This is a genomic window from Streptosporangium sp. NBC_01755, assembly GCF_035917995.1.
Taxonomy (GTDB): domain Bacteria; phylum Actinomycetota; class Actinomycetes; order Streptosporangiales; family Streptosporangiaceae; genus Streptosporangium.
On record NZ_CP109131.1, the window covers coordinates 3,152,026 to 3,175,346 of the forward strand.

A 23,321-nucleotide genomic window follows, 5' to 3' on the forward strand; every position below is an offset into this window, starting at 1 on the left:
AGACATTGACACCTTTCCTGATGGCTTCATTCTTCTGGGTTTCCGGCGGCACCCGCCGGAACCCGCCGGAACCCGCCGAACATATTTACCGGGCCACCTCGAATGGCTGTCCACAGCAGCGGGCCCCAAAACGTGGCCCGACCATAACCAGGGCGCCTCGACAGGGTCAATAGCGCAGGCCGCGGAAATGGTCGTTGCCGCAAAAACTCCAGCCGTGCATGATAAGTCTCGACACCGCCGAATTATCGCACCGTATTCACCGAATGAACGGGCCACCCGGCGCATTAATGTCGCTATTAGACGATGGATGGGAGCTGTCCCGCCGGCGGGACAGCCGGGCGACGCGGGCTGCCGGGGAGCGTGCCATGGCCGCTCCGCCCCCCGCACGCGAAGGAGAATGCCGAGATGACCACCATTTTGCCCGCTCCGGCGGGCCCGCTGAATAATGTTCGGCCGATGACCGGTGCGGAATATCTGGAGTCGTTGCGCGACGGCCGCGAGGTATATATCGGGGGCGAGCGCGTGCCGGACGTTACCACTCACCCGGCCTTCCGTAACAGCGCGCGTTCCATCGCCCGGCTGTACGACGCGCTACACGAACCGGAGGCCGCGGATGTATTGCGGGTGCCGACCGACACGGGAAACGGTGGATTCACCCATCCGTACTTCAAAACGGCCCGTTCCGCGGCCGATCTGGTCGCCTCCCGGGACGCGATCGTCGCCTGGCAACGGCTCGTCTACGGCTGGATGGGCCGCACCCCGGACTACAAGGCCGGCTTCTTCGGCACCCTGGAGGCCAACGCGGACTTCTACCACCCGTTCCAGGACAACGCGCTGCGCTGGTACAAGGAGGCGCAGGAGCGGCTGCTCTACTTCAACCACGCGATCGCGCATCCTCCCGTCGACCGGGACCGGCCGGCCGACCGGACCGCGGACGTGTGCGTCCACGTCGAGGAGGAGACCGACTCCGGCCTGATCGTGTCCGGCGCGAAGGTCGTCGCGACCGGGTCCGCGATCACCAACGCGAATTTCATCGCCCACTTCGGCCTCCCGCTCAGGGACAAGAGGTTCGGCCTGGTCTTCACGGTGCCGACGAACTCTCCCGGCCTGAAGTTCATCTGCCGCACCTCCTACGAGCAGGCGGCGGCGGCGCAGGGCAGCCCCTTCGACTACCCGCTGTCCAGCCGGATGGACGAGAACGACAGCATCATGGTGTTCGACCGGGTGCACGTGCCCTGGGAGAACGTCTTCATGTACGACGCCGGCGCGGCCAACTCCTTCTCCGCCGGATCCGGTGTCCTGGAGCGCTTCACCTTCCACGGCTGCGCGCGGCTGGCCGTCAAGCTGGACTTCATCGCGGGCTGCGCGATGAAGGGCGTGGAGGCGACCGGCGTCTCGACGTTCCGCGGCGTGCAGGCCCAGATCGGCGAGATCCTCAACTGGCGTGACCTGTTCTGGGGGCTGTCCGACGCGATGGCCAAGTCGCCGACCTCGTGGAACGGCGGCGCCGTGCAGCCGAACCTCAACTACGCCATGGCGTACCGCACGTTCATGGGCGTCGGCTATCCCCGCATCAAGGAGATCCTCCAGCAGACCCTCGGCAGCGGCCTGATCTACCTGAACTCGCACGCCGCCGACTGGAAGAACCCCGACGTACGCCCCTACCTGGACCGCTACCTGCGCGGCTCGCGGGGCATCCAGGCCATCGACCGGGTCAAGCTGCTCAAGCTGCTCTGGGACTGCGTCGGCACCGAGTTCGCCGGACGCCACGAACTCTACGAGCGCAGCTACGCCGGTGACCACGAGGGCATCCGGGTGCAGACGCTGCAGTCCTACGCGGCGAGCGGGCAGGCCCAGGCGCTGAAGGGCTTCGCCGAGCAGTGCATGGCCGAGTACGACCTCGACGGGTGGACCCGTCCCGACCTGATCGGCCCCGAGGGCCTGCCCGGCCACGCGCGTTGACGCCGCCCCACGGAGACATCGCCCACAACGGAGGAACCATCATTGGCCATCATCGCGCTTGAGCCGTCGGCCCGGCCCCGCTGGGAGTACCACCCGCTCGCCTGGAAACCGCTGGCGCTGCTCGTCGCGGCCGTCGTCGTGCCGGTGGTGCTGCTCATCGACGGCTACGGCTACAACATCGACGAGCTCTACTTCATCGCGGCCGGCCGGCAGCCGGCCTGGGGATACGCCGACCAGCCGCCGCTCGTGCCGCTACTGGCCGCGCTGACCGACGCCCTGTTCCCCGGTTCGCTGCTCGCGCTCCGGCTGCTGGACCTGCTCGTGGTCGCGGCCGGTGTCGTGGTCACCGCGCAGATCGCACGGGAGATGGGCGGCCGGGGGCGGGCGCAGGTCATGGCGGCCGCCGCCTACGCGATCGCGTTCCTCGGCCAGGCGGGCAGGCTCGACACCGAGACGTTCGACGTCGTGCTGTGGATGACGGCCGGCCTGCTGGTGGTCCGCTGGGTCCGGTTACGCGGCGAGGGACGCACCGGCCGGAGCGCCGACCTGCCGCTGCTGTGGGCCGGCGTCGTCACGGCCGTGGCGTTGCAGGTCAAGTTCCTCATCCCGGTCTTCTGGGTGGCTCTGGCGGTGAGCGTGCTCGCGGTCGGCCCGCGCGACCTGCTGCGGCGACCGGCGCTGTGGGCGGGGGCCGCGATCGCGGTGGTCGCCACGGTGCCCGGGTTGGTCTGGCAGACCGTTCACGGATGGCCGCAGCTCCAGGTGGCCGCCGCGCTGACCGGAGAGAACGAGATGCTCTGGGGCGGCCGGCCGATGTTCCTGCCGCTGCTGCTGGTGGTCACCGGCATCCCGGTCGGGACGGTGCTGTTCTGTTACGGCCTGTGGGCGCTGTTGCGCGCCCCCGACCTGCGCGACCACCGCTTTCTCGGCTGGACCGTGCTCGGCGTGATCGCCGTCCTGCTCGCGGCCGGCGGCCGCTTCACCTACGTCGGCGGGGTGTTCCCCCTCGTCTTCGCGGCGGCGACTGTACGGATGGAGCGGCACCGGCCGGCCCGCTGGTGGCGCTGGACCGTCAGCCGGCCGGTCTTCGTGCTGGCGGCGCTGCTGCCGCTGGTGCAGCTGCCGATCACCCCGGTCGCGGAGCTCAGGCAGCCGACCACCCCGCAGGAACGGTCGGACATGCTGGAGGCCTTCCTCCAGCTCGGCTGGCCGGAGTTCGCGAACTCGGTGACCCGGGCCTATCAGGCGCTGCCACCGGCCACCCGGGACCGGACCACGGTCCTCACCCGATACTTCTGGCAGGCGGGCGCCCTGGAGGTGCTGGGCACCAGGCAGGGGCTGCCGCACCCGTACAGCGGGCACCGCGGATACGGCTACCTGGCGACCCCGCCGGAGGAGCCGGGCCCCGTCCTCTACGTCGGCAGGATGGACGATGAGCTGCGGTCGATGTTCTCCGGCGTCCGGCAGGTGGGCACCGTCGAGGGCAGGATCGGCCTCGGAATCGGCACTCCGATCTGGTTCTGCGAGGGCCGTACCGCGGCCTGGTCCCGGATCTGGCCGCTGCTGAAGCGGGAGGACGCCGCCCGGCGGGCCAGACCGGGCTCCTGAAGGACCACATGCGTGAGGGCGGGCCACCGGCCCGCCCTCACGCATACCCGTCAGGCCTCGAAGTGCAGCGCCACCTGCCGGATCCGCTCGATCAGGGCCGCCTGCTGCAGGCTTCCCTCCTGCTGCGGCCGGACGTCGCCACCGTGCAGCACCGAGCGCACGAAGGCGCCGATCACGTTCGCGAACTGGTGGTCGGCCGGCAGGACCAGTTCCTCACGGTGGTCCTGGCGCTCGACCCGCAGCACCGGAAGGTGCGTCTCCGGCGGGGTGAACACCCGGTCCAGCAGGATCCGGCCGGTGCTGCCCGAGAGCTGGTAGTCGTTCCGGTAGGAGTGCTCCATACCGAAGGTGAGCTGCGCGGGGACGCCCTGCGGCGTGCAGAGCAGGACGCTCCCGGACATCACCACGTCCTGCTTCTGGTCGTGCCGAAAGACGGCGCCGATGATCTGAAGATCCCCGCCGAGGAAGTGCACCGCCGCGCGGACCGGGTAGCCGCCGAAATCCAGGAAGGCGCCGCCGCCGACATCACGCTGGTAGCGGATGTCACCCTCTGGTTTGGGCGGGATGGTGAAGGCGGCGGCGAAGCCGCGCAGCTCGCCGATCGCGCCGTCGGCGACCAGCTTGCGTACCGCGGCGTGCTGGGAGTGGTGCAGGAACATGTAGTTCTCCAGCAGCACCAGCCCTCGCGAGCGGGCCAGCGCGAGGAGCCTGCTCGTCTCCGCCTGGCTGTCGGTCATCGGCTTCTCGACCAGGACGTGCTTGCCGGATTCGAGCGTCCGCTCGATCCACTCCGCGTGCAACAGCGCCGGCAGCGGGATGTAGACGGCGTCGACGTCCGGACGGTCCAGCATCGACTCGTACCCCTTGAGCGGGACGCCGCCGAACCGGTCGGTGAACGCGGTCGCCTTCCGCAGGTCACGGCTGGCGACTGCGGTGACCTGCACGTCCGCGTCGGCCACCATCGCGGGAAGGGTCCGCCGCCAGGCGATGTCCGCGCATCCCATGACTCCCATGCGGAGCCGGTCGGTGCTGACACTGATCATTGGTGCGACTCCACTCGGCATAGGACGGACAGAAGGCGATCGCGCGAACCCACCGCGGCATCCCGGTTCAGCGCTGCGGACCGGCCTTCAGCGCCGCGTAGTGCGCCAGGCAATCCTCGTAGGTGGGGAGCAGCCCCTTGGCCGCCGCCTCAGCCAGGGTGGGCGCGCCCGCGTCCTTGTCCGACATGATCGGCGGCTCGGTGAGACCCCACGGGATACCGATCTCAGGGTCCCGTGGATCGATCTCGAGCATCGTGCCCGGTTCGTACGCCTCCGAGCACAGGTAGTTCATGCAGGCGTCGTCGGTCAGCGCCAGGAAGGCGTGCCCGAGACCGTCGGCGAGATAGACCGCGATGCCGGACTTCTCGTCCTGCAGCGTCGTCTCGTACTTCCCGTACGTCGGCGAGCCCACCCTCAGGTCCACCACGACGTCCAGCACCGCGCCGCGCACGCAGGTGACCAGTTTGGCCTGACCCGGCGGGAGCGCGGTGCCGTGGATGCCGCGCAGCGTGTTGCGGCGGCTCGACGAGTAGTTGGCCTGGCCGACGGTGAAGGGGTAGCCGATCGCATCGGAGATCACCTCGGAGCGGAACGCCTCGTAGAAGTATCCGCGCCGGTCGTCGTGCTTGGTCGGCGTCAACCGGTAGGCGTCCGGCACCGACAGCTCGGTCACCATCATCGAGTCGAACATCCGGCACCACACTCCTGAATGAGAACGTCACGGCCGGCGATCGGCTCGCCGGCCTTCCGATGGCTACGCGGCCCGGCCCGCACGGGAGCCCGCGATCAGTACAGGCTGTGCATGCAGGCGAGCAGGCTGCGGGCCTCGATGTTGAGGTAGTGGCCGTGCCGCAGCAGGTCCGTGAGCTGGCGGACGGTCATCCAGCGGAAGTTCGCCGGCACATCGAGGGAGAAGTCCTCGCCGACCTCGGCGATCTGGTAGCGGGTCAGGGCCTGGTAGAAGCGCCCGCCCTCCTCGGAGAGCACCGCGTCGTAGCGCATGGTCGCGTCGGCCAGGACGTCACGCAGCAGAAGGTCCTCGATCTCCGTGACCCCCGCCCCCGGCAGCAGCTGCACGGTCGGCGCCATCTCCACCATGTCCATCAGGCCGAACTCCGGCCTGGCCTGGACCAGCAGGTGCAGCACCCCGCCGATGGGTCGCGCGACGAACAACGCGCGCCCCTCCCCGCGGGGGAACAGCAGCGGCTGGGTCCACCGCTTGACCTCCCTGGTCCCGGCCTCCACCTCGGCCGCGATGATCCGGAAGTGCCGGCCCTCACCGTCGGTGATCTCGTCGTCGGTCCGCTCCCAGCCGCCGACCTTCGCCAGCGGCACCAGGCGGGCCGTCCAGTCGCACCGGGTCTTCGCCTCGGTGAACCAGCTCAGCACCTCGCCGGCGCCGACGTCGTCCGGCCGGTACCGGTAGGAGCGGATGAGCGCGTCCCTGAACGGGTCTCCGGTCGACGCGTCCTCATCCTCCGGCAGCTCGACCGGCAGGCAGGACAGGACCGTGCGGGCGTCCATGTTGACCAGGTTGTCGACCTGGGTGAGCTCGCGGATCTGGGCCAGGGTGAGCCAGCGGTAGTCCTCGTGCACCGGCACGTCGCCGGTCATGAGCACCACCATGTTGCGGTTGCGCTTGCGCCAGAACCAGGCCCCCTGCTCCGACTGCAGGACGTCCACCAGCACCTGACCTCGGGCCGGTCCGACGAAGCACTCCAGGTACCTGGTGCCCGCGCCGCGGTGCACCTGGGTGTAGTTGCTCCGGGTCGCCTGGACGGTCGGCGACAGTTGCAGCGTGTTGATGTTGCCCGGTTCCATCTTCGCCTGCATCAGGCAGTGCAGGACGCCGTCGAACTCCTTCACCACGATGCCGAGAATCCCGATCTCCGGCTGGTTGATGATCGGCTGTGACCACGTCTCCCGGCCGCCGTCGCGGACCTGCAGGCCCTCGATGGTGAAGAAGCGCCCGCTGGCGTGCGCCAGGTTGCCGGTGTCCGGCTCGAAGTTCCAGTCGTCCAGCCGGGAGAAGGGGATCCGCTCCACCATGAAGCGACCGCTGCGGTGCCGGTCGGCCCACCAGTCGTGGAACTCCTCGGTGGACATGAGCGCCCCGTCGTCGGCCGCCGAGATCCGGCGCGTCGGCGCACCGGCCGCCTCCCCGGTCTGCGCGCGCGAAGCCGCGAGTCGCGTCATGATGGGTCCCTTCCCGTCCTCGGTGCGATTTCCTTCAGACCTTCGCCAGGACGTCGCGGAGCGTGTCGATGACCCGTTCCTGGTCGATGTCGGAGAGCGAGGCGTACATGGGCAGGGAGAAGATCTCGTCGGCCACCGTCTCGGTGACCGGCAGGGAACCCTTCCGGTAGCCGAGGTGCGCGAAGCCCGACTGGGTGTGCACCGGCCACGGGTAGCTGATGTTCAACACGATGCCGTGCGCTTTGAGCGCCTCAAGGATCCTGTCCCGCTTCGGGTGACGCACCACGTGGACGTAGTACACGTGGTCGTTGCCCGGGGCGGTCTTCGGGGTCACCAGGTCGGTGCCGGCGAAGGCCTCCGCGTAGCGGGCCGCGATCACCCGCCGCCTGGCGATGTAGTCGTCGAGCCGGGTCAGCTTGCGGCGCAGGATCTCGGCCTGCACCTCGTCCAGCCGGCTGTTGTATCCGGGCGTGGAGACGACGTAGTACTGGCTCTCCATCCCGTAGTAGCGCAGGCGGCGCAGGTTCGCGTCCACCTCCGCGTCCCGGGTCATGGTGGCGCCGCCGTCGCCGTAGGCGCCCAGCACCTTGGTGGGGTAGAAGGAGAACGCCGCGACCTGCCCCATCGAGCCGGCGATCCGGCCGTGGTGGCGGGCGCCGTGCGCCTGCGCGCAGTCCTCCAGGATCGGCAGGTCGTGCTCGGCGGCGAGCGCCTCCAGCGGCGCCATGTCGACGCACTGCCCGTACAGGTGGACCGCCACGATGCATCGCGTGCGGTCGGTGACGAGGGCGGCCACCTGCTCGACGTTCATCAGGTAGGTGTCCGGATCGATGTCGGCGAACACCGGCGTCGCGCCGACCGCGTCGATCGCGACGACCGTCGGGGCGGCCGTGTTCGAGACGGTGATCACCTCGTCACCGGCTCCGACGCCGAGGGCGCGCAGGCCGAGCACGATCGCGTTGGTGCCGTTGTCGACGCCCACACAGTGCGGGACGCCGTGGTAGGCGGCGAACTCCTCCTCGAACGCCTGTACGCTCGGCCCAAGCACCAGTCGGCCCGAACGGAACACCGTGTCGACCGCGTCGAGGATGTCGTCGCGTTCCTTCTCGTACTCCGGCAAATAACCCCACACGAAAAGGGTCATCGGGGCACGTCACCTCCAATGCGCGAGGGCCCGTCCAGCAGCTGGCCGCGGGCTCGGACGACGGGTTTCAGACGATGTGCTTGAGCAGGTCAACTCCATGCACGTCCCAGGCTTCGCGGTAGATCGCGAAGACGTGGACGTCCAGCACCTGGCCGTGGAAGTACGTGTGCCTGGGCAGGACCGCCTCCGCCTCGACCATCAGCGCGTACGGCTCGGCGAACCCCAGGCTCTCGACGCCGGGATCGGTGGCGTGGAAGTAGACCTTGCGAGTGCGCCACATCGCGAAGGCGAAGTTGACCGTGAGCGCGGCCGCGTCCGTCCGGATCCCGTCCGGCTGGCCGGCCAGGTGGACGTCGGCCTTGAGATGGCCCGCCGGGGCGAGTTCGGACAGCGTGCTGAACCCGACGACCTCCCCGGTGTCCTTGCGGTGCACCAGGAAACAGGCGGACAACCCCTGGCCGAAGGTGTCGACGAACCTGTCGATCACCGGCAGACCGCTGTGCCCCAGTCGGAACAGGATGTCGTAGACCTTGGCGGCGTCCTTGCCGCCCGCGGGCCGCAACTCGATCTGCCTGGACTCGGTGTACGGAAACAACATTTCTTGGTCATCCTCGTTTCGGAGCCGAGCTCCGGCGACATGAAATGGAATTCACGCGCCAATGGCACAGATTTTCGGGAAACGCGCATGGACCATCGCCTGTCCCGCCGGCGGGACAGGTGGACGCACACCGAATCAGTACGTCGGCCGGAAATCCTTCGGGTGTTCACCAGATCTATCACATCGGCACGGTCACCGGCACCCCGCCGGTTATTTCGGGTAGCCGGATAAGAACGGCGAACGGGGCCAACGCTATTGCCCCCGGCATGAGGCCGTGACTACTGTCGTCGGCGTTTAGGCGTACGCCGACAAAGCCCCGTTTAGGAGCGGGCCCGCGAAAGCACTTCCAAGCTTTGTCGATTCGGACCTCGCGTGGGCATCACCGCGACCGCACGAAAGGACGAAAGATATGTCAGACAATGACCTGGCCACCGATGTCGACCTCACCCTGGTCGACGATGTGGAGCGCATGGTCCGGGGTACCGCCGAAATGATCTGCGCCGAGCAGCCCGATGTGCCGCAGCCGGAGTCGCTGCACGACCTCGACTCGTTCTCGATGGTCCAGATCCTGCTGGAGCTGGAGAACACCACGCAGCTCAAGCTGCTGGAGCGGTTCGAGGGCTTCCAGGGCGAGACGTTCCGCGACCTCGCGGAGTTCATCGTCAAGTTGACCGTGGAGGACGATCAGGAGAAGCAGCAGGGAGCCGCGGAAGCACCCCGGGAGCAGGCGTCGCCGGTTTAGCCGCCGACCCGTGCGCTGTCCCGCCAGCGAGACAGCGCAGTGGCGGCAGAACCGGAATCCCGGGTGTCCGCCGGCCAAACAATGCGCCTGGGAGAACGGCCGCGGAATAATCCATGGAATGCCACTGGGGCCACTTTTATCGGCAGGCTGTTCATTGCGCCCGGAGTACCATTGACCCAGGATGACGATATGCCTGACACATCGCACGCGATCTCTCCCGAACCGGCCCGGGAACCACTCAGGTTGCACCCCCCGAGGCATCGGATCGAGCAGCGGTCGATCCTTATGTGGACGCTCAACGCGCTGATCTGGGGAATATTCGTCGTCGGCGCTCTCAGCGTGCTGTACGTGCTGGTTCCGGATACCCGGCCGTGGCTGGGCCCGGTGATCTGGATTTTCTCGGCGATTTACGCGGTGAACGTGGCGGTCATGCCGACCTGGCGTTATCTGGTGCACCGCTGGGAGATCAACGACCAGGCCGTCTACGCGCTCAACGGCTGGATCACCCGTGAGTGGCGGATCACCCCCATCTCGCGCATCCAATCCGTGGAGACCAGAAGGGGTCCGCTGCAGAGCGTGCTGGGCCTGGCCACGCTCAAGGTGACCACCGCCTCCAGGGAGGGCGGGATCACCATCGACGGGCTGGACGCGGGGGTGGCCAAGGAGTGCTCGCGCCGGCTCACCGAGATCACCCAGGCCACTCCGGGAGATGCCACGTGAGCACCACCCGGTCGGCGGACGAACCGCTCCGGACGGACCCGCCGCCACCACCCGCCGACCCGCCGCCGCCGACCGCCGACCCACCACCCGCCGACCCGCCGCCGACCGCGAAGGCGGCGGCCGAGGCCGTCGAGGTGGTCGACGAGGTGATCGACGAGGTGATCGACGACGGGGTGGGCTGGCAACGGCTGAGCGGCCGGGTGGCGTGGGTCGACGGGCTGAGATTCGTGCTCAGCCTGATCCCCAGCTTTCTCACCATGTTCGTCTTCGACCGGGGTTTCGACGCCTGGCCGGTCCTCATCATCACCGTGGTCGGCACCACGGTCAGCATCCTGAACCTGCGGCGCTGGCTGACCACCAGGTACCGGCTGACCACCGACCGGGTCGAGATCCGCCGAGGGGTGCTGGTCCGCAAGTACCGCTCCGTCCCCAGGGACCGGATCCGCACGGTGGACACCACCGCGAAGTTCCGGCACCGGATCGCCGGGCTCCGCGTGCTGCACATCGCCTCCGGCGAGGCGCGCACCTCTTTCAAACTCGACGCCATCCCCAAGAAGGCGGCCGAGGAGCTCCGCGACGAGCTGCTGCGCGATCGGGGGAGCGCGGATCCCCGCGAGGACGTGATTCCCGAGAACGACCGCCCGGCGCCCCAGGAGACCGTCATCGCGCGGCTCAGCTGGTCCTGGATCCCGTACAACGTGATCAGTATCTGGTCCTTCCTGGCCGCGGGGCTGTTCCTGTTGAGTACCAGCCTGACGCTGCAGATGTTCGACGTCGACCTTTGGGAGATCATCGGTAACGCGGTCGGCTGGGAGGACCTCGGCCTGGGCTGGTCGATCGCCGTCGGGGCCATCGGCTGCTTCGTCGTGGGCACCATCGGCCTGACGATCACCTTCTTCAAGGAGAAGTGGAACTTCGAGCTGGTCCGCACCACGACCGACGACGGCGGCACGGCGCTGCTCACCCGGCAGGGGCTGTTCGGCACCCGCGAGGTGTACCGCGACGACAGGCGCCTGCGCGGGGTCCACATCAGCGAACCGCTGCTCTCCCGATGGATGGGACTGGCCGAGACGGAGGTCATCTCGACCGGGCTGCGGTGGATCCCCGGGAGCGACGCGTCCAGCAGCATCCTGCCGCGCGCGCCCATCGGCGAGGCGCGCCGGGTGGCGGTCCTGGTCCTCGGAGACGAGCACCGGCCGCTGGAGGCGAAGCTCCGCGCCCACCCGCGCACCGCGCTGTACCGCCGGCTGATCTGGGCCGTCTACGTGCCGGGGGTCGTCGCCGGCCTGCTGGCCTGGCTGGGGGCGACCGGTGCCGTCCCCGGCCGGATCTGGCTGGTCCCCGTCGCGCTGATGCCGGTGACCTGCCTTCTGGCGTTCGTGGCGTACCGGTCACTGGGGCACACGCTGGCCGGGCCGTACCTGGTGATGCGGTCCGGGGTGGTGCGGCGCAACACGGTCGTGCTGCAGTGCCGGGGAGTGATCGGCTGGACGTTGAGCCAGTCGCTCCTGCAGCGCGCGCTGGGGCTGATGACCATCCGGGTGTCTACCGCGGCCGGGGCTCGCTCGTACGAGATACCGGACGTCGCCGCGGACCAGGCCGTGACGTTCGCGCACGGCGGGACCCCGGAACTGGTGTCCGAATTCCTGGTCAACGACAACCCGTCCAGCTGACCCCGCTCACCTACCTGGTGGACAGGAGGTAGAAATGCGCCAGACCAACCTCACGGACGACTTTTCCGTGAGCGCGATCGGCCTCGGCTGTAGCTCGATGTCACACGGCTACGGGCCGGCCGACCGGGACGACGAGGAGTCCGTCCGGGTCATCCACCGGGCCATCGACTACGGCATCGACATCTTCGACACCGCGGACGTCTACGGGCCGTACACCAACGAGCAACTGCTCGGGCGCGCGCTCGGATCACACCGGAACGACGTGACGATCGCCACCAAGTGCGGCCTGGTGGTCGGGCCGGACGGCAGGTTCCGTCGCAACGGCCGTCCCGAGTACCTGCGGACCGCCTGTGAGGGCTCGCTCCGCCGGCTCGGGACCGACTCCATCGGGCTGTACCAGCTGCACCGGGTCGACCCGGCCGTCCCGCTCGTCGAGACCTGGGGAGCACTGGGCGAGCTGGTCACCGAGGGCAAGGTCCGGGCGCTCGGCATCTCCCATGCCACCTGCGAGGAGCTGGAGCTGGTCCACTCGGTGTTCCCGATCACCGCGGTCCAGTACGAGCTGTCGGTATGGTCCACGGGCACCCTCGACGACGTCCTGCCGTGGAGTCAGAAGAACGGCGTGGGGTTCCTCGCCTTTGCTCCGCTGGGCCGCGGGTACCTGTCCGGCCACGTCGACCACACCGCCCTGGGCGCGGACGACTCCCGCAACCGGGACCCGCGCTTCAGCCCCGACGCGATGAGCGTCAACCAGGCGATCGTCGAGGGCCTGCGCGCGATAGGCGCCCGGCACGGCGTCACCTCGGCGCAGGTGGCGATCGCCTGGACGATGGCTCAGGGCGGCAACGTCGTCCCCATCCCGGGAACGAGGCGACGGCACTGGCTCAGGGACAACGCGGCCGCGGTCGACCTGCTCCTCACCCCCGAGGATCTACGCGACATCCACCACCTCCCATCGGCGATGGGCGAGATGAGCTGGGACCAGCTCCGTTCCACCGGCTCGCCGACCCACCGGAGCTGACCCAGATGACAGGACCCAAGAAGTTGATCTTTCCGCATACGGCGTCACGCCGTGTCGTGCTCCACCCCGCGAGCGGTACCGACCAGGCCGGCTTCGCCCAGATCTTCGTACGTACGGGGGTGGAGAGCGTCCGCCCGGCGGTACGGCCGGGCCGGGGAACGATGCGCGCCCACGCCGCCTTCCACATCTCCACGACCGCCACCAACGAGCGTCTGGGCTTCGCCGGCCTGCACGCGCTCGACCCGGCCGGGCATGTCAGATGCGCCGTCTACCTGGATCCCCAGCGGGCCCGGCTGGGCGTGGGCTCCGAGGCCATCCTGCTGATGATCAACTATGCCTTCGCCACACTGAACGTCGACCGGGTGATCGGGCAGACCACCGAGGCCAGCTTCGCCTCCTTCGGGATCACCGGGGGCGACAAGGAGATCGGCGCCCTGCGCGATCACATGTACTTCCGCGGGCGCCTGTGGGACCTGCACAACTTCGAGATCGAGCGCCCGAAGTGGGAGGAGTACATCGACCGGAACGCCACCGGCGTGCTTCCCCCGCCGCTGAGCTGGCGGGCCGCGCCGCCCCGGCCTCTTGAGGTGTCCTGACGGCCCGCTGGACATCGCCCCGTCCCCGCGTCGCGATCCGCTCCGGCAACGTGAAGGAGAACACATGGCCACCACGGCCGCGAAACCGCTGATCACCGTACTCGGTGCCTCGGGCCTGCTGGGCACGGCCGTCGCCCGCGAGCTGGCGGTCAGGCCGGTCCGGCTCCGGCTGGTCGGGCGCCGCCCCACTTCCGTCCCGTCCGGATCGCGCGCCGACGTCGAGGTGCGCATCGCCGACCTGACCCACGGCGACGCCCTCGCCGCCGCGGTCGACGGCGCCGACGCGGTGATTCACCTGGTCGCGCACAGGGGAAACGCGAGCACGTGGCGGGCCGCCGCGGTCGACCCCGCCGCGGAGCGGGTCAACCTGGGCCTGGTGCACGACCTCGTCGACGCGGTCCGGGCGCAACGGCCGGACCGGCCCCCGACGGTGGTGTTCGCCGGCTCGGTCTCGCAGGCGGGGCGCTCGTTGTCGGCGCGGATCGACGGCAGCCAGCCGGACGAGCCGCTGACGGCGTACGACCGGCAGAAACTGGCCGCCGAACGCGCGATCGAGGCCGCCTGCGCCGAAGGGCTGATCCGGGGCAGCACGCTGCGGCTGGCGACCCTCTACAGCCGGGGCACCGATCCCACCGCCCTGGACCGGGGCGTGGTCGCGGCCATGATGCGCCGGGCGTTCGCCGACCAACCGCTCACCATGTGGCACGACGGCTCCGTCAAGCGGGACCTGCTCTGCGTCGACGACGCGGCCACCGCGTTCGTCACCGCGCTGGACCAGGCCGAAGTGGTCTCCGGCCGGCACTGGCTGGTCGGGACGGGGCAGGCGACCAGCGTCGCCGACCTGTTCGCGATGATCTCCAAGACCGTCGCCACCCGCTCGGGACGACCGCCGGTCCCGGTCGTCTCGGTCCCGCCCGCGGACCACTCCATGCCGACGGACGTGCTGGATTTCGTACTCGACCCGGCCGCGTTCCAGGACGCCACCGGCTGGGCTCCGAGGGTGCCGTTGTTCGAGGGCCTGGACGGCGTCGCCGCCGCCATCGCCAGAGAATTCTGAGAGGAGAGCCATGCGCGTCCTGTTCGCCGTGAATCCGGAGAAGAGCATCTTCCAGTACCACGTGCCGCTGGCGTGGGCGCTGCGCACCGCGGGCCACGAGGTCCGCGTCGCCAGCCAGCCCGCGTTCGCCAAGGTGATCACCCAGGCCGGGCTCACCGCGGTTCCGCTGGGCAACGACCGCAGCTCGTGGCGGATCACGGAGAATCGGCAGGAGGCGCTCGACGCGCTGCGCGTGGGCATCATGGCGCCGTACGACGTCTTCGACGATCCGGCGAAAGCCACCTGGGAGTACCTCAAACCCGGGCTGGTCAAGGCCGTGCAGGGCTGGCACCGGGTGAGCAACTTCCCGATCATCACGGATCTGGTGGAGTTCGCCCGGCATTGGGAGCCCGACCTGGTCATCTGGGAACCGCTGACCTTCGCCGCGCCGATCGCAGCCAAGGCCTGCGGCGCCGCGCACGCCCGCCTGCTCAACGGCATCGACGTCTACGGCGGCGTCCGCCAGATCTACCGGCGGCTCAACGCCGCCCAACCCCCCGAGGAGCGGGCCGACCCGCTCGCCGACTGGCTGGGCGGCTACGCCCGCAAGTACGGCTTCGACTTCGGCGAGGACATGCTCACCGGCCACTTCACCATCGACCAGTTCCCCGCCAGCCTCCAGGTCGAGGCCCCGGACCTGGACTACCTGCGCATGCGCTACGTCCCCTACGGCGGCCCGGCGATCGTGCCCAAATGGCTGTGGGCACCACCGGAGAAGCCCCGCGTCGCCCTCACCATGGGCCTGAGCGCGACCGAGCTCTACAACGGCTACACCGTCAACGTCCAGGACATCCTCGACCACCTCGCCGACCTCGACATCGAACTCGTCGCCACCGTCGCCGAATCCGAGCAGAGGAAACTGGCCCGCGTCCCCGACAACGCCCGCCTGGTCCCCTACGTGCCCATGCACGCCCTGACCCCCACCTGCTCGGCCGTCATCCACCACGCCGGCGCCGCCACCCTGGCCACCGCCGCCCTCCACCCCATCCCGCACCTGTCCCTGCACTACCACTACGACCAGCCCATCCTGGCCCGCAAACTCGCCGACCACGGCGCCGGACTCGAACTGCACACCAGCCAGGCCACCGGCCCCGCCGTCCGCGAAAACCTGCTCCGGCTACTGACCGAACCCTCCTTCCGCCACCGCGCCCACGACCTGCGCGACGAGATCCACGCCCTGCCCTCCCCCAACCAGCTCGTCCCCCAGCTGGAAGAGCTCACCGCGAAACACCGCTGAGGAGACACGATGCGCATCCTGCTCACCACCTATCCGGACAAGACCATCTTCCACGCGATGGTTCCGCTGGCCTGGGCGCTGCGGACCGCGGGTCACGAGGTACGCGTCGCGGTCCAGCCCGAGTTCGCCGGCACCGTCACCCAGGCCGGTCTGACCGCCGTCCCGGTCGGCCGTAATCCGGTGACCTGGCGGATGGCGGAACGCAACCCCGAGCAGGTCGAGGCGGAGCGGGCCGGGCTGCCCGCGCCGTACGACGCGGCGGTGCTGGACCCGGCGGACCTCGACTTCGAGACGATGCGGGCCGGTTACGAGAACCTGCTGGAGCAGTGGCATCGGCTGGACAACTTCCCGCTGATCGCCGGTCTGACCGAGTTCGCCCGCAGCTGGCAGCCCGACCTGGTCATCTGGGAGCCGAACACCTACGCCGGGGCGATCGCCGCCGAGGCCTGCGGCGCCGCGCACGCCCGCCTGGTGTGGAGCGTCGACGTCTTCGGCGTCGCCCGCGAGCACTACCTGCGCCTGAAGGCCGAACGGCCCGCCGAGGAGCGCGCCGACCCGATGGCCGACTGGCTGGGCTCCTACGGCGGCAAGTACGGGTTCGACTACACCGAGAACCTCTTCACCGGCCAGTTCACCATTCACCACCTGCCGGCCTCGTTGAGCATGCACGCCAACCTGGACTACCTGCCGATGCGCTACGTCCCCTACGGCGGCGCCGCCGTCGTCCCGAAATGGCTGTGGACCCCCAGGGAACGCCGCCGCGTCGCCCTCACCCTGGGTACCACCGCGACCGACCGTTTCGCCGGGTACGCCGCCAACGTGCCGGACATCCTCGACGCACTGGCCGACCTGGACATGGAGGTCGTCGCCACCATCGCCGAGTCCGAGCAGAAGAAACTGACCCGTGTCCCCGGCAACACCCGGGTGGTGTCCTACGTGCCGCTGCACGCGCTGGCCCCCACCTGCGACGCGATCATCAGCCACGCCGGACCCGGCACCTTCCTGACCAGCGCCCTGCACGCGGTCCCCCAGCTCGCCGTGCCGTGGGACTTCGACGAGCCCGAACTGGCCCGCCGCGCCGCCGCACAGGGCGGATCACTGGCGATCCTCGCCGACCAGGCCACCGGGGAGAGCGTCCGAGCCGCCGTACTGCGCCTGCTCGACGAGCCCGCGTTCGGTGAACGCGCCATGGGCCTGCGCGACGAGATCCTCGCGCTGCCCTCCCCCAACCAGCTCGTCCCCCGGCTCGAAGAACTCACAGCCAAGCATCGTTCCGCCACCCGTTGACAGACGAGAGAGGAGCCGACATGCGTGTTCTGTTCGTACTGACCCCCGAGAAAACCGTCTTCCTGTACATGGCTCCGCTGGCGTGGGCGCTGCGCACCGCGGGCCACGAGGTCCGCGTCGCCAGCCAGCCCGCCTTCGCCGACGTCATCACCCAGGCCGGCCTGACCGCCGTCCCCGTCGGACACGATCGCGACCTGCGGATGACGCGGGAGCAGGAGGAGCTCGAAGCGGAACGACCGGGCATCCCGGCCCCGTACGACGCCTTCGACGATCCGGCGAAGGCCACCTGGGAGTACCTCAAACCCGGGCTGGCCGAGGCGACGGGCTTCTGGCACCGCTACGGGAACTTTCCGATGATCGCGGATCTGGTGAGGTTCGCCCGGCATTGGGAGCCCGACCTGGTCATCTGGGAACCGCTCGCCCTGGCGGCGCCGATCGCGGCCAAGGCCTGCGGCGCCGCGCACGCCCGCCTGCTGTACGGCGTCGACGTCTACGGCGGCGTCCGCCAGATCTACCGGCGGCTCAACGCCGCCCAACCCCCCGAGGAGCGGGCCGACCCGCTCGCCGACTGGCTGGGCGGCTACGCCCGCAAGTACGGCTTCGACTTCGGCGAGGACATGCTCACCGGCCACTTCACCATCGACCAGTTCCCCGCCAGCCTCCAGGTCGAGGCCCCGGACCTGGACTACCTGCGCATGCGCTACGTCCCCTACGGCGGCCCGGCGATCGTGCCCAAATGGCTGTGGGCACCACCGGAGAAGCCCCGCGTCGCCCTCACCATGGGCCTGAGCGCGACCGAGGTCTACAACGGCTACACCGTCAACGTCCAGGACATCCTCGACCACCTCGCCGACCTCGACATCGAACTCGTCGCCACCGTCGCCGAATCCGAACAGAAAAAACTGGCCCGCGTCCCCGACAACGCCCGCCTGGTCCCCTACGTGCCCATGCACGCCCTGACCCCCACCTGCTCGGCCGTCATCCACCACGCCGGCGCCGCCACCCTGGCCACCGCCGCCCTCCACCCCATCCCGCACCTGTCCCTGCACTACCACTACGACCAGCCCATCCTGGCCCGCAAACTCGCCGACCACGGCGCCGGACTCGAACTGCACACCAGCCAGGCCACCGGCCCCGCCGTCCGCGAAAACCTGCTCCGGCTACTGACCGAACCCTCCTTCCGCCACCGCGCCCACGACCTGCGCGACGAGATCCACGCCCTGCCCTCCCCCAACCAGCTCGTCCCCCAGCTGGAAGAGCTCACCGCGAAACACCGCTGAGGAGACACGATGCGCATCCTGTTCACGACGTATCCCGAGCGGACACACTTCCTGCTGCTGGCTCCACTGGCCTGGGCGCTGCGCACCGCGGGTCACGAGGTACGCGTCGCGGTCCAGCCCAAGTTCGCCCACGTGGTCACCCAGGCCGGGCTGACGGCGGTGCCCATCGGCACCGACCGCGACCTGTGGCAGTACCTCGGCCGCCTCAAGGAGATGGCCGACGCGAAGAAGGAGTGGACCGGCAGCAAGGAGGTGGGCTGGCCCACGCCGTACGCCGCGGCGGAGTGGCCGGCCGAGGATGTCACCTGGGACTACCTGCACGACGGGTACAAGCTGCAGATCCACCAGTGGCACAAGCAGAGCAACACCCCGATGATCAACAGTCTGGTGGAGTTCGCCCAGAGCTGGCAGCCCGACCTGGTGATCTGGGAACCCACCACCTACGCCGGCGCGATCGCGGCCAAGGCCTGCGGCGCCGCGCACGCCCGCCTGCTGATCGGCGCGGACGTCTACGGCATCACCAGGGACCACTTCCTGCGCCTGCGGGCCGAGCGCCCCGTCGAGGACCGCGCCGACCCGATGGCCGACTGGCTGGGCGGCTACGCCCGCAAGTACGGCTTCGAGTTCGACGAGGACATGATCACCGGCCAGTTCACCATCGACATGCTGCCGCCCTCGCTGCGGATGCGGGCCGACCTGAAGTACGCCCCGCTCCGGTACACCCAGTACGGCGGCGCCGCCGTCGTCCCGAAATGGCTGTGGACTCAGCCCGAGCGCACCCGCGTCGCCATCACCATGGGGCTCACCGTCACCGACCGCGACGTCGGTTACCCCGTCGACGTGCAGGACCTCTTCGACGCCCTGGGCGACCTCGACATCGAGGTCATCGCCACGATCGTGGAGGAGGAACAGGCCAAGCTCGACCGGGTTCCCGACAACATCAAGATGGTGCCCTACGTACCGCTTCAGGCGTTGCTGCCCACCTGCTCGGCCATCATCCATCACGCCGGAGTGGGCACCCTCGCCTCCACCGCCCTGCAGGGGCTGCCCCAGCTCGCGTTGCCGTGGGACGTCGACCAGCCGGCCCTGGCCGAGCGGCTGGCCGCGCGGGGCGCCGGGCTGGCCGTGCACGCCACCAAGGCGACCGGCCCGGTGGTCCGTGAGAACCTGCTGCGGCTGCTGAACGAGCCGGCCTTCCGCCAGGGCGCCGACCGGTTGCGCGAGGAGTTCCTCGCCATGCCCACCCCGAACGAGTTCGTCCCGCGACTCCTCGAACTCGTCGCCGAGCACAGCGGGACCCGGTGACGCCGATGCGCGTCCTGTTCGTCACCTACCCGGAGAAGACACACTTCCTGAGCATGGCGCCGCTGGCGTGGGCGCTGCGCACCGCGGGCCACGAGGTCCGCGTCGCCAGCCAGCCCGTCTTCACCGACATCATCACCCAGGCCGGGCTCACCGCCGTCCCCGTCGGCCGCGACGCCGACCTGTGGCAGCTCATGGGCCGGAACCTCACCTGGATCGGGTCGGGGGTCAGCGGGCTGCCCATCCCGTACGACGCGGCCGAGTGGCATCCGCGGGAGATCACCTGGAGCTATCTCAAGGACGGCTACGACATCCAGGTCGGCCGCTGGCACAAGATGAGCAACGTCCCGTTGATCGCTGATCTGGTGAGGTTCGCCCAGAGCTGGCAGCCCGACCTGGTGATCTGGGAACCCACCACCTACGCCGGCGCGATCGCCGCCGAGACCTGCGGCGCCGCGCACGCCCGCCTGCTGTTCAGCGTGGACACTCTCGGGGTGACCCGCGAACACTATCTGCGGCTCAAGGAGCAGCAGCCGCCCGGGGAGCGGGCCGACGCGCTCGCCGACTGGCTGTCCCCCTATGCCCGCAAGCACGGCTTCGAGTTCGGCGAGGACCTCGTCACCGGCCAGTTCACGATCACCCTGCTGCCGCGTTCCCTGCGGATGGACGCCGACCTGGACTACCTGCCGATGCGTTACGTGCCCTACAGCGGCGCGGCGGTCATGCCGTCGTGGCTGTGGAAGCGGCCCGAACGTCCCAGGGTCGCGCTGACGATGGGGCTCAGCGGCGCCGACCGCGGAGCGGGTTACTGGTTCGACCTGCAGGACATCCTGGACTCGCTGGCCGATCTGGACATCGAGCTCGTCGCCACCGTCCCGGAGGCGGAGCAGCGGAAACTCGCCTCGATCCCGGAGAACGCCCGGCTCGTTCCGTTCGTACCGCTGGCAGACCTCGTCCCCACCTGCGATGCCGTGATACACCACGCCGGATTCGGCACCCTGGCCACCACCGCGCTGAACGCGGTCCCGCAGCTGATCATCCCGTGGGACAACGACGGCCCCACCCTGGCCAGGCGGATCGCCGCCCAGGGCGCCGGTCTCGCCGTCCACAGCAACCAGGCCATCGGCGTGCTCCTCCGGGAACGACTGCTGCGGCTGCTGAACGAATCCCGGTTCCGCCGGAGCGCGGACCTGTTGCGCGAGGAGATGTTGGCGATGCCGACCCCGAACGAGATGGCGGTCCAGCTCGAAGAGCGGGTGGCGTCGCACCGGCGACCCGCCATGCTCGGCGGGAGATGACGTCATGCGCGTACTGTTCGCCGCCAACCCGGAGAAGGCGCACCTGCTGGCCATGGTCCCGCTGGCGTGGGCGCTGCGCACCGCGGGCCACGAGGTCCGCGTCGCCGGCCAGCCCTCCTTCGCCGACATCATCACCCAGGCCGGGCTCACCGCCGTCCCCGTCGGCCGCGACGCCGACCTGTGGCAACTGCTCGCCCGCGACCACCGCATCCCGGACTGGTCCTGGGAGCCCGCCTACGGCCTTCCCACGCCATACGATGTCGCCGAGTTTCCGGCGAAGGCCACTCGGGAGTATCTGACCACGGGGTACGCCGGGGTGCAGCAGTCGTGGCACCGGCCGGCCTGTCTGCCGATCATCGCCGGGCTGGTGGACTTCGCGCGGCACTGGCGGCCCGACCTCGTCATCTGGGAGCCGCTCACCTTCGCCGGGCCCATCGCCGCCAAGGCCTGCGGCGCCGCCCACGCCCGGCTGCCGTGGAGTCTGGACATCTTCGGCCTCACCCGGGACCGTTTCCTGCGGCTCGGCGACGAGCGGGCCGACCCGCTCCGCGACTGGCTGGAAGGCTACGGCCGCAAGCACGGTTTCGCGTTCGACGAGGAGATGATCACCGGCCACTTCACCGTCGACCAGTTGCCCGCCTCGCTGAGCATGCGAGCCGACCTCGACTACGTCCCCATGCGGTACGTCCCCTACGGCGGACCTGCCGTCGTGCCGAAATGGCTGTGGACCGCCCCCGAACGCCCGCGGGTCGCCCTGACGATGGGCCTGAGCCTCACCGATCACCAGGCGGGCTACTCGGTCAGCGTGCAGGAGATCCTCGACGCGCTGGCCGATCTGGACATCGAGGTCGTCGCCACCATCGCCGCGACCGAGCAGGACAAACTCGACCGCGTCCCCGCCAACGCCCGCCTCGTCTCCTATGTGCCGCTGCACGCGCTGGCGCCGACCTGCTCGGTGGTCATCAGCCACGGCGGCTTCGGCACCGTGCTCACCACCGCCAGGAACGCGGTCCCCCAGCTCGCCATGCCGTGGGACTTCGACGGACCGCTGTTCGCCCGGCAGGTCGCCGACCAGGGCGCGGCGCTGGTCGTCGTGGCCGATCGGGCGAGCGGCGCGGTCGTCAGGGAGAACGTGCTGCGATTGCTCGGCGAACCCGGCTTCCGCGAGCGCGCCGCCGACCTCCGTGACGAGATCCACGCGATGCCGAGCCCCAACGAGCTCGTCCCCCGGCTCGAAGAGCTCACCGCGAAACACCGCTGAGGAGACACGATGCGCATCCTGTTCGCCACCGTCCCGGAAAAGACGATCTTCCTGCCCATGGTGCCGCTGGCCTGGGCGCTGCGCACCGCCGGGCACGAGGTCCGCGTCGCCGGCCAGCCCTCCTTCGCCGACGTCATCACCCAGGCCGGGCTGACCGCCGTCCCCGTCGGCCGCGACGTCGACACCGTGCGGCTCTTCCAGTGGTACGGCATGACGAGCGACCAGTTCGAGGAGGTCCGGATCGGGCTGCCCGCGCCGTACGACGTGGCCGAGGACCCCGATCGCTACACCTGGGAGACCATGCTGCAGGCATGCCGGGACATGGCCGAGGGGGATCGGGCGGAGAGCTTCTCGATGGTCGCGGGCATGGCCGACTTCGCCCGGCAGTGGAAGCCCGACCTCATCGTCTGGTCGTCGTTCTGTTACGCCGCGCCGATCGCCGCCAAGGCCTGCGGTGCCGCGCACGCCCGCATGCTGTTCGGCGCCGACGTCTTCGGGGTGGCCAGGGAGCGGTTCCTGGAGTTCAAGGGGGACGAGGACCCGGTGGCGGACTGGATGGGCGCCTACGGCCGCAAGTACGGCTTCGAGTTCACCGAGGACATGGTCACCGGCGACTTCACCGTCGACCTGCTACCCGACTCGCTGAGCATCCGGGCCGACCTGGACTACCTGCCGATACGCCACGTCCCCTACGGCGGCGCCGCCACGGTGCCGAAGTGGCTTCAGGTTCCCCGGGAACGGCCCCGCGTCGCCCTCAGCTTCGGACTCACCGCCACCGGCATGTTCGCCGGATACACCGCCGACGTGCGCGGCATCCTCGACTCACTGGCCGACCTCGACATCGAGGTGGTGGCCACCATCGCCGACTCGGCGCGGGAGAAGCTGGGCGCCGTCCCCGACAACGCCCGGCTGGTGTCGTACGTGCCGCTGCACGCGCTGATGCCGACCTGCTCGGCGATCGTCAACCACGGCGGTGTCGGCACCGTGCTCAACAGTGCCCTGTACGCGGTCCCCCAGCTCACCATGGGCTACCACTTCGACGAGCCGATCATCGCGCGCGGGCTCGCGGCCCAGGGCTGCGCGCTGCAGGTGGGTCCCGACGTGACCGTCCGCGACGGGGTGCTCCGGCTGCTGGACGAACCCGCCTTCGCTGGGCGCGCCGCCGACCTGCGCGACGAGATCCACGCGATGCCGAGCCCCAACGACCTCGTCCCCCGGCTCGAAGAGCTCACCGCGAAACACCGCTGAGGAGACACG

The 23,321-nt window shown here is 69.6% G+C and carries 20 protein-coding genes; 15 read left to right on the forward strand and 5 right to left on the reverse strand.

From position 1 onward, the window contains the following. Positions 1 to 405 precede the first annotated feature (405 nt). Both OG884_RS14440 and OG884_RS14445 read left to right on the forward strand, forming a co-directional pair. Entirely contained in the window at positions 406 to 1,962 is a 1,557-nt protein-coding gene (locus OG884_RS14440; RefSeq protein WP_326645856.1) for a 4-hydroxyphenylacetate 3-hydroxylase family protein, read from the forward strand. Positions 1,963 to 2,004: 42 nt separating this feature from the next. Further along, a complete protein-coding gene (locus OG884_RS14445; RefSeq protein WP_326645857.1) occupies positions 2,005 to 3,570 on the forward strand; it encodes a glycosyltransferase family 39 protein in 1,566 nt (521 codons plus the stop codon). A 50-nt stretch (positions 3,571 to 3,620) separates the two neighbouring features. Here the strand turns inward: OG884_RS14445 and OG884_RS14450 are convergent, their stop codons facing one another. The 5 genes from OG884_RS14450 to OG884_RS14470 all read right to left on the reverse strand — a co-directional run bounded on the left by OG884_RS14450 (position 3,621) and on the right by OG884_RS14470 (position 8,551). Then, entirely contained in the window at positions 3,621 to 4,613 is a 993-nt protein-coding gene (locus OG884_RS14450) for a Gfo/Idh/MocA family protein (protein ID WP_326645858.1), read from the reverse strand. Positions 4,614 to 4,680: 67 nt separating this feature from the next. Then, positions 4,681 to 5,304, reverse strand: a complete 624-nt coding sequence (locus OG884_RS14455; RefSeq protein ID WP_326645859.1) for a dTDP-4-dehydrorhamnose 3,5-epimerase family protein — start codon at positions 5,302 to 5,304, stop codon at positions 4,681 to 4,683. A gap of 95 nt (positions 5,305 to 5,399) precedes the next feature. Then, positions 5,400 to 6,809, reverse strand: a complete 1,410-nt coding sequence (locus OG884_RS14460) for an NDP-hexose 2,3-dehydratase family protein (protein ID WP_326645860.1) — start codon at positions 6,807 to 6,809, stop codon at positions 5,400 to 5,402. 34 nt (positions 6,810 to 6,843) lie between these two features. Continuing rightward, positions 6,844 to 7,953, reverse strand: a complete 1,110-nt coding sequence (locus OG884_RS14465; protein WP_326645861.1) for a DegT/DnrJ/EryC1/StrS family aminotransferase — start codon at positions 7,951 to 7,953, stop codon at positions 6,844 to 6,846. A gap of 67 nt (positions 7,954 to 8,020) precedes the next feature. Beyond that, the gene (locus tag OG884_RS14470) at positions 8,021 to 8,551 is read right to left on the reverse strand and encodes a GNAT family N-acetyltransferase (RefSeq protein WP_326645862.1); all 531 of its coding nucleotides are present in this window, start codon (positions 8,549 to 8,551) and stop codon (positions 8,021 to 8,023) included. Between the two features lie 409 nt (positions 8,552 to 8,960). On the opposite strand from OG884_RS14470, the gene OG884_RS14475 reads away from it, so the two are divergent. The 13 genes from OG884_RS14475 (at position 8,961) to OG884_RS14535 (ending at position 23,312) form a co-directional block, all read left to right on the forward strand. Further along, positions 8,961 to 9,293, forward strand: coding sequence for a hypothetical protein (locus OG884_RS14475; protein ID WP_326645863.1), 333 nt, complete (start codon positions 8,961 to 8,963; stop codon positions 9,291 to 9,293). A gap of 189 nt (positions 9,294 to 9,482) precedes the next feature. After that, on the forward strand, positions 9,483 to 10,013 hold the full coding sequence (locus OG884_RS14480) for a PH domain-containing protein (protein WP_326645864.1): 531 nt from the start codon (positions 9,483 to 9,485) through the stop codon (positions 10,011 to 10,013). Further along, a complete protein-coding gene (locus OG884_RS14485; RefSeq protein WP_326645865.1) occupies positions 10,010 to 11,686 on the forward strand; it encodes a PH domain-containing protein in 1,677 nt (558 codons plus the stop codon). The genes OG884_RS14480 and OG884_RS14485 overlap by 4 nt, the downstream gene beginning before the upstream one ends. A gap of 34 nt (positions 11,687 to 11,720) precedes the next feature. Beyond that, positions 11,721 to 12,707, forward strand: a complete 987-nt coding sequence (locus OG884_RS14490; RefSeq protein WP_326645866.1) for an aldo/keto reductase — start codon at positions 11,721 to 11,723, stop codon at positions 12,705 to 12,707. 5 nt (positions 12,708 to 12,712) lie between these two features. Next, entirely contained in the window at positions 12,713 to 13,303 is a 591-nt protein-coding gene (locus OG884_RS14495) for a GNAT family N-acetyltransferase (RefSeq protein WP_326645867.1), read from the forward strand. 64 nt (positions 13,304 to 13,367) lie between these two features. Continuing rightward, the gene (locus OG884_RS14500) at positions 13,368 to 14,360 is read left to right on the forward strand and encodes an NAD-dependent epimerase/dehydratase (RefSeq protein ID WP_326645868.1); all 993 of its coding nucleotides are present in this window, start codon (positions 13,368 to 13,370) and stop codon (positions 14,358 to 14,360) included. Between the two features lie 10 nt (positions 14,361 to 14,370). Continuing rightward, a complete protein-coding gene (locus tag OG884_RS14505; RefSeq protein WP_326645869.1) occupies positions 14,371 to 15,636 on the forward strand; it encodes an activator-dependent family glycosyltransferase in 1,266 nt (421 codons plus the stop codon). 9 nt (positions 15,637 to 15,645) lie between these two features. Beyond that, entirely contained in the window at positions 15,646 to 16,923 is a 1,278-nt protein-coding gene (locus OG884_RS14510) for an activator-dependent family glycosyltransferase (RefSeq protein ID WP_326645870.1), read from the forward strand. A gap of 20 nt (positions 16,924 to 16,943) precedes the next feature. Next, a complete protein-coding gene (locus OG884_RS14515) occupies positions 16,944 to 18,203 on the forward strand; it encodes an activator-dependent family glycosyltransferase (RefSeq protein ID WP_326645871.1) in 1,260 nt (419 codons plus the stop codon). Positions 18,204 to 18,212: 9 nt separating this feature from the next. Then, positions 18,213 to 19,508 (forward strand): activator-dependent family glycosyltransferase, encoded by a 1,296-nt coding sequence (locus OG884_RS14520; protein ID WP_326645872.1) that lies wholly within the window; start codon positions 18,213 to 18,215, stop codon positions 19,506 to 19,508. Positions 19,509 to 19,513: 5 nt separating this feature from the next. Then, complete coding sequence (locus tag OG884_RS14525; RefSeq protein WP_326645873.1) at positions 19,514 to 20,803, forward strand: activator-dependent family glycosyltransferase; 1,290 nt, start codon at positions 19,514 to 19,516, stop codon at positions 20,801 to 20,803. Between the two features lie 4 nt (positions 20,804 to 20,807). Next, entirely contained in the window at positions 20,808 to 22,064 is a 1,257-nt protein-coding gene (locus OG884_RS14530; protein WP_326645874.1) for an activator-dependent family glycosyltransferase, read from the forward strand. 9 nt (positions 22,065 to 22,073) lie between these two features. Further along, the gene (locus OG884_RS14535) at positions 22,074 to 23,312 is read left to right on the forward strand and encodes an activator-dependent family glycosyltransferase (RefSeq protein WP_326645875.1); all 1,239 of its coding nucleotides are present in this window, start codon (positions 22,074 to 22,076) and stop codon (positions 23,310 to 23,312) included. Positions 23,313 to 23,321: the final 9 nt, after the last annotated feature.

Bases quoted from the DNA above. Each gene is read 5' to 3' on its own strand.
- OG884_RS14440 (WP_326645856.1), top strand. From the start codon at position 406: ATGACCACCATTTTGCCCGCTCCGGCGGGCCCGCTGAATAATGTTCGG.
- OG884_RS14450 (WP_326645858.1), bottom strand. From the start codon at position 4,613: ATGATCAGTGTCAGCACCGACCGGCTCCGCATGGGAGTCATGGGATGC.
- OG884_RS14455 (WP_326645859.1), bottom strand. From the start codon at position 5,304: ATGTTCGACTCGATGATGGTGACCGAGCTGTCGGTGCCGGACGCCTAC.
- OG884_RS14460 (WP_326645860.1), bottom strand. From the start codon at position 6,809: ATGACGCGACTCGCGGCTTCGCGCGCGCAGACCGGGGAGGCGGCCGGT.
- OG884_RS14465 (WP_326645861.1), bottom strand. From the start codon at position 7,953: ATGACCCTTTTCGTGTGGGGTTATTTGCCGGAGTACGAGAAGGAACGC.
- OG884_RS14470 (WP_326645862.1), bottom strand. From the start codon at position 8,551: ATGTTGTTTCCGTACACCGAGTCCAGGCAGATCGAGTTGCGGCCCGCG.
- OG884_RS14475 (WP_326645863.1), top strand. From the start codon at position 8,961: ATGTCAGACAATGACCTGGCCACCGATGTCGACCTCACCCTGGTCGAC.
- OG884_RS14480 (WP_326645864.1), top strand. From the start codon at position 9,483: ATGCCTGACACATCGCACGCGATCTCTCCCGAACCGGCCCGGGAACCA.
- OG884_RS14490 (WP_326645866.1), top strand. From the start codon at position 11,721: ATGCGCCAGACCAACCTCACGGACGACTTTTCCGTGAGCGCGATCGGC.
- OG884_RS14495 (WP_326645867.1), top strand. From the start codon at position 12,713: ATGACAGGACCCAAGAAGTTGATCTTTCCGCATACGGCGTCACGCCGT.
- OG884_RS14500 (WP_326645868.1), top strand. From the start codon at position 13,368: ATGGCCACCACGGCCGCGAAACCGCTGATCACCGTACTCGGTGCCTCG.
- OG884_RS14505 (WP_326645869.1), top strand. From the start codon at position 14,371: ATGCGCGTCCTGTTCGCCGTGAATCCGGAGAAGAGCATCTTCCAGTAC.
- OG884_RS14510 (WP_326645870.1), top strand. From the start codon at position 15,646: ATGCGCATCCTGCTCACCACCTATCCGGACAAGACCATCTTCCACGCG.
- OG884_RS14515 (WP_326645871.1), top strand. From the start codon at position 16,944: ATGCGTGTTCTGTTCGTACTGACCCCCGAGAAAACCGTCTTCCTGTAC.
- OG884_RS14520 (WP_326645872.1), top strand. From the start codon at position 18,213: ATGCGCATCCTGTTCACGACGTATCCCGAGCGGACACACTTCCTGCTG.
- OG884_RS14525 (WP_326645873.1), top strand. From the start codon at position 19,514: ATGCGCGTCCTGTTCGTCACCTACCCGGAGAAGACACACTTCCTGAGC.
- OG884_RS14530 (WP_326645874.1), top strand. From the start codon at position 20,808: ATGCGCGTACTGTTCGCCGCCAACCCGGAGAAGGCGCACCTGCTGGCC.
- OG884_RS14535 (WP_326645875.1), top strand. From the start codon at position 22,074: ATGCGCATCCTGTTCGCCACCGTCCCGGAAAAGACGATCTTCCTGCCC.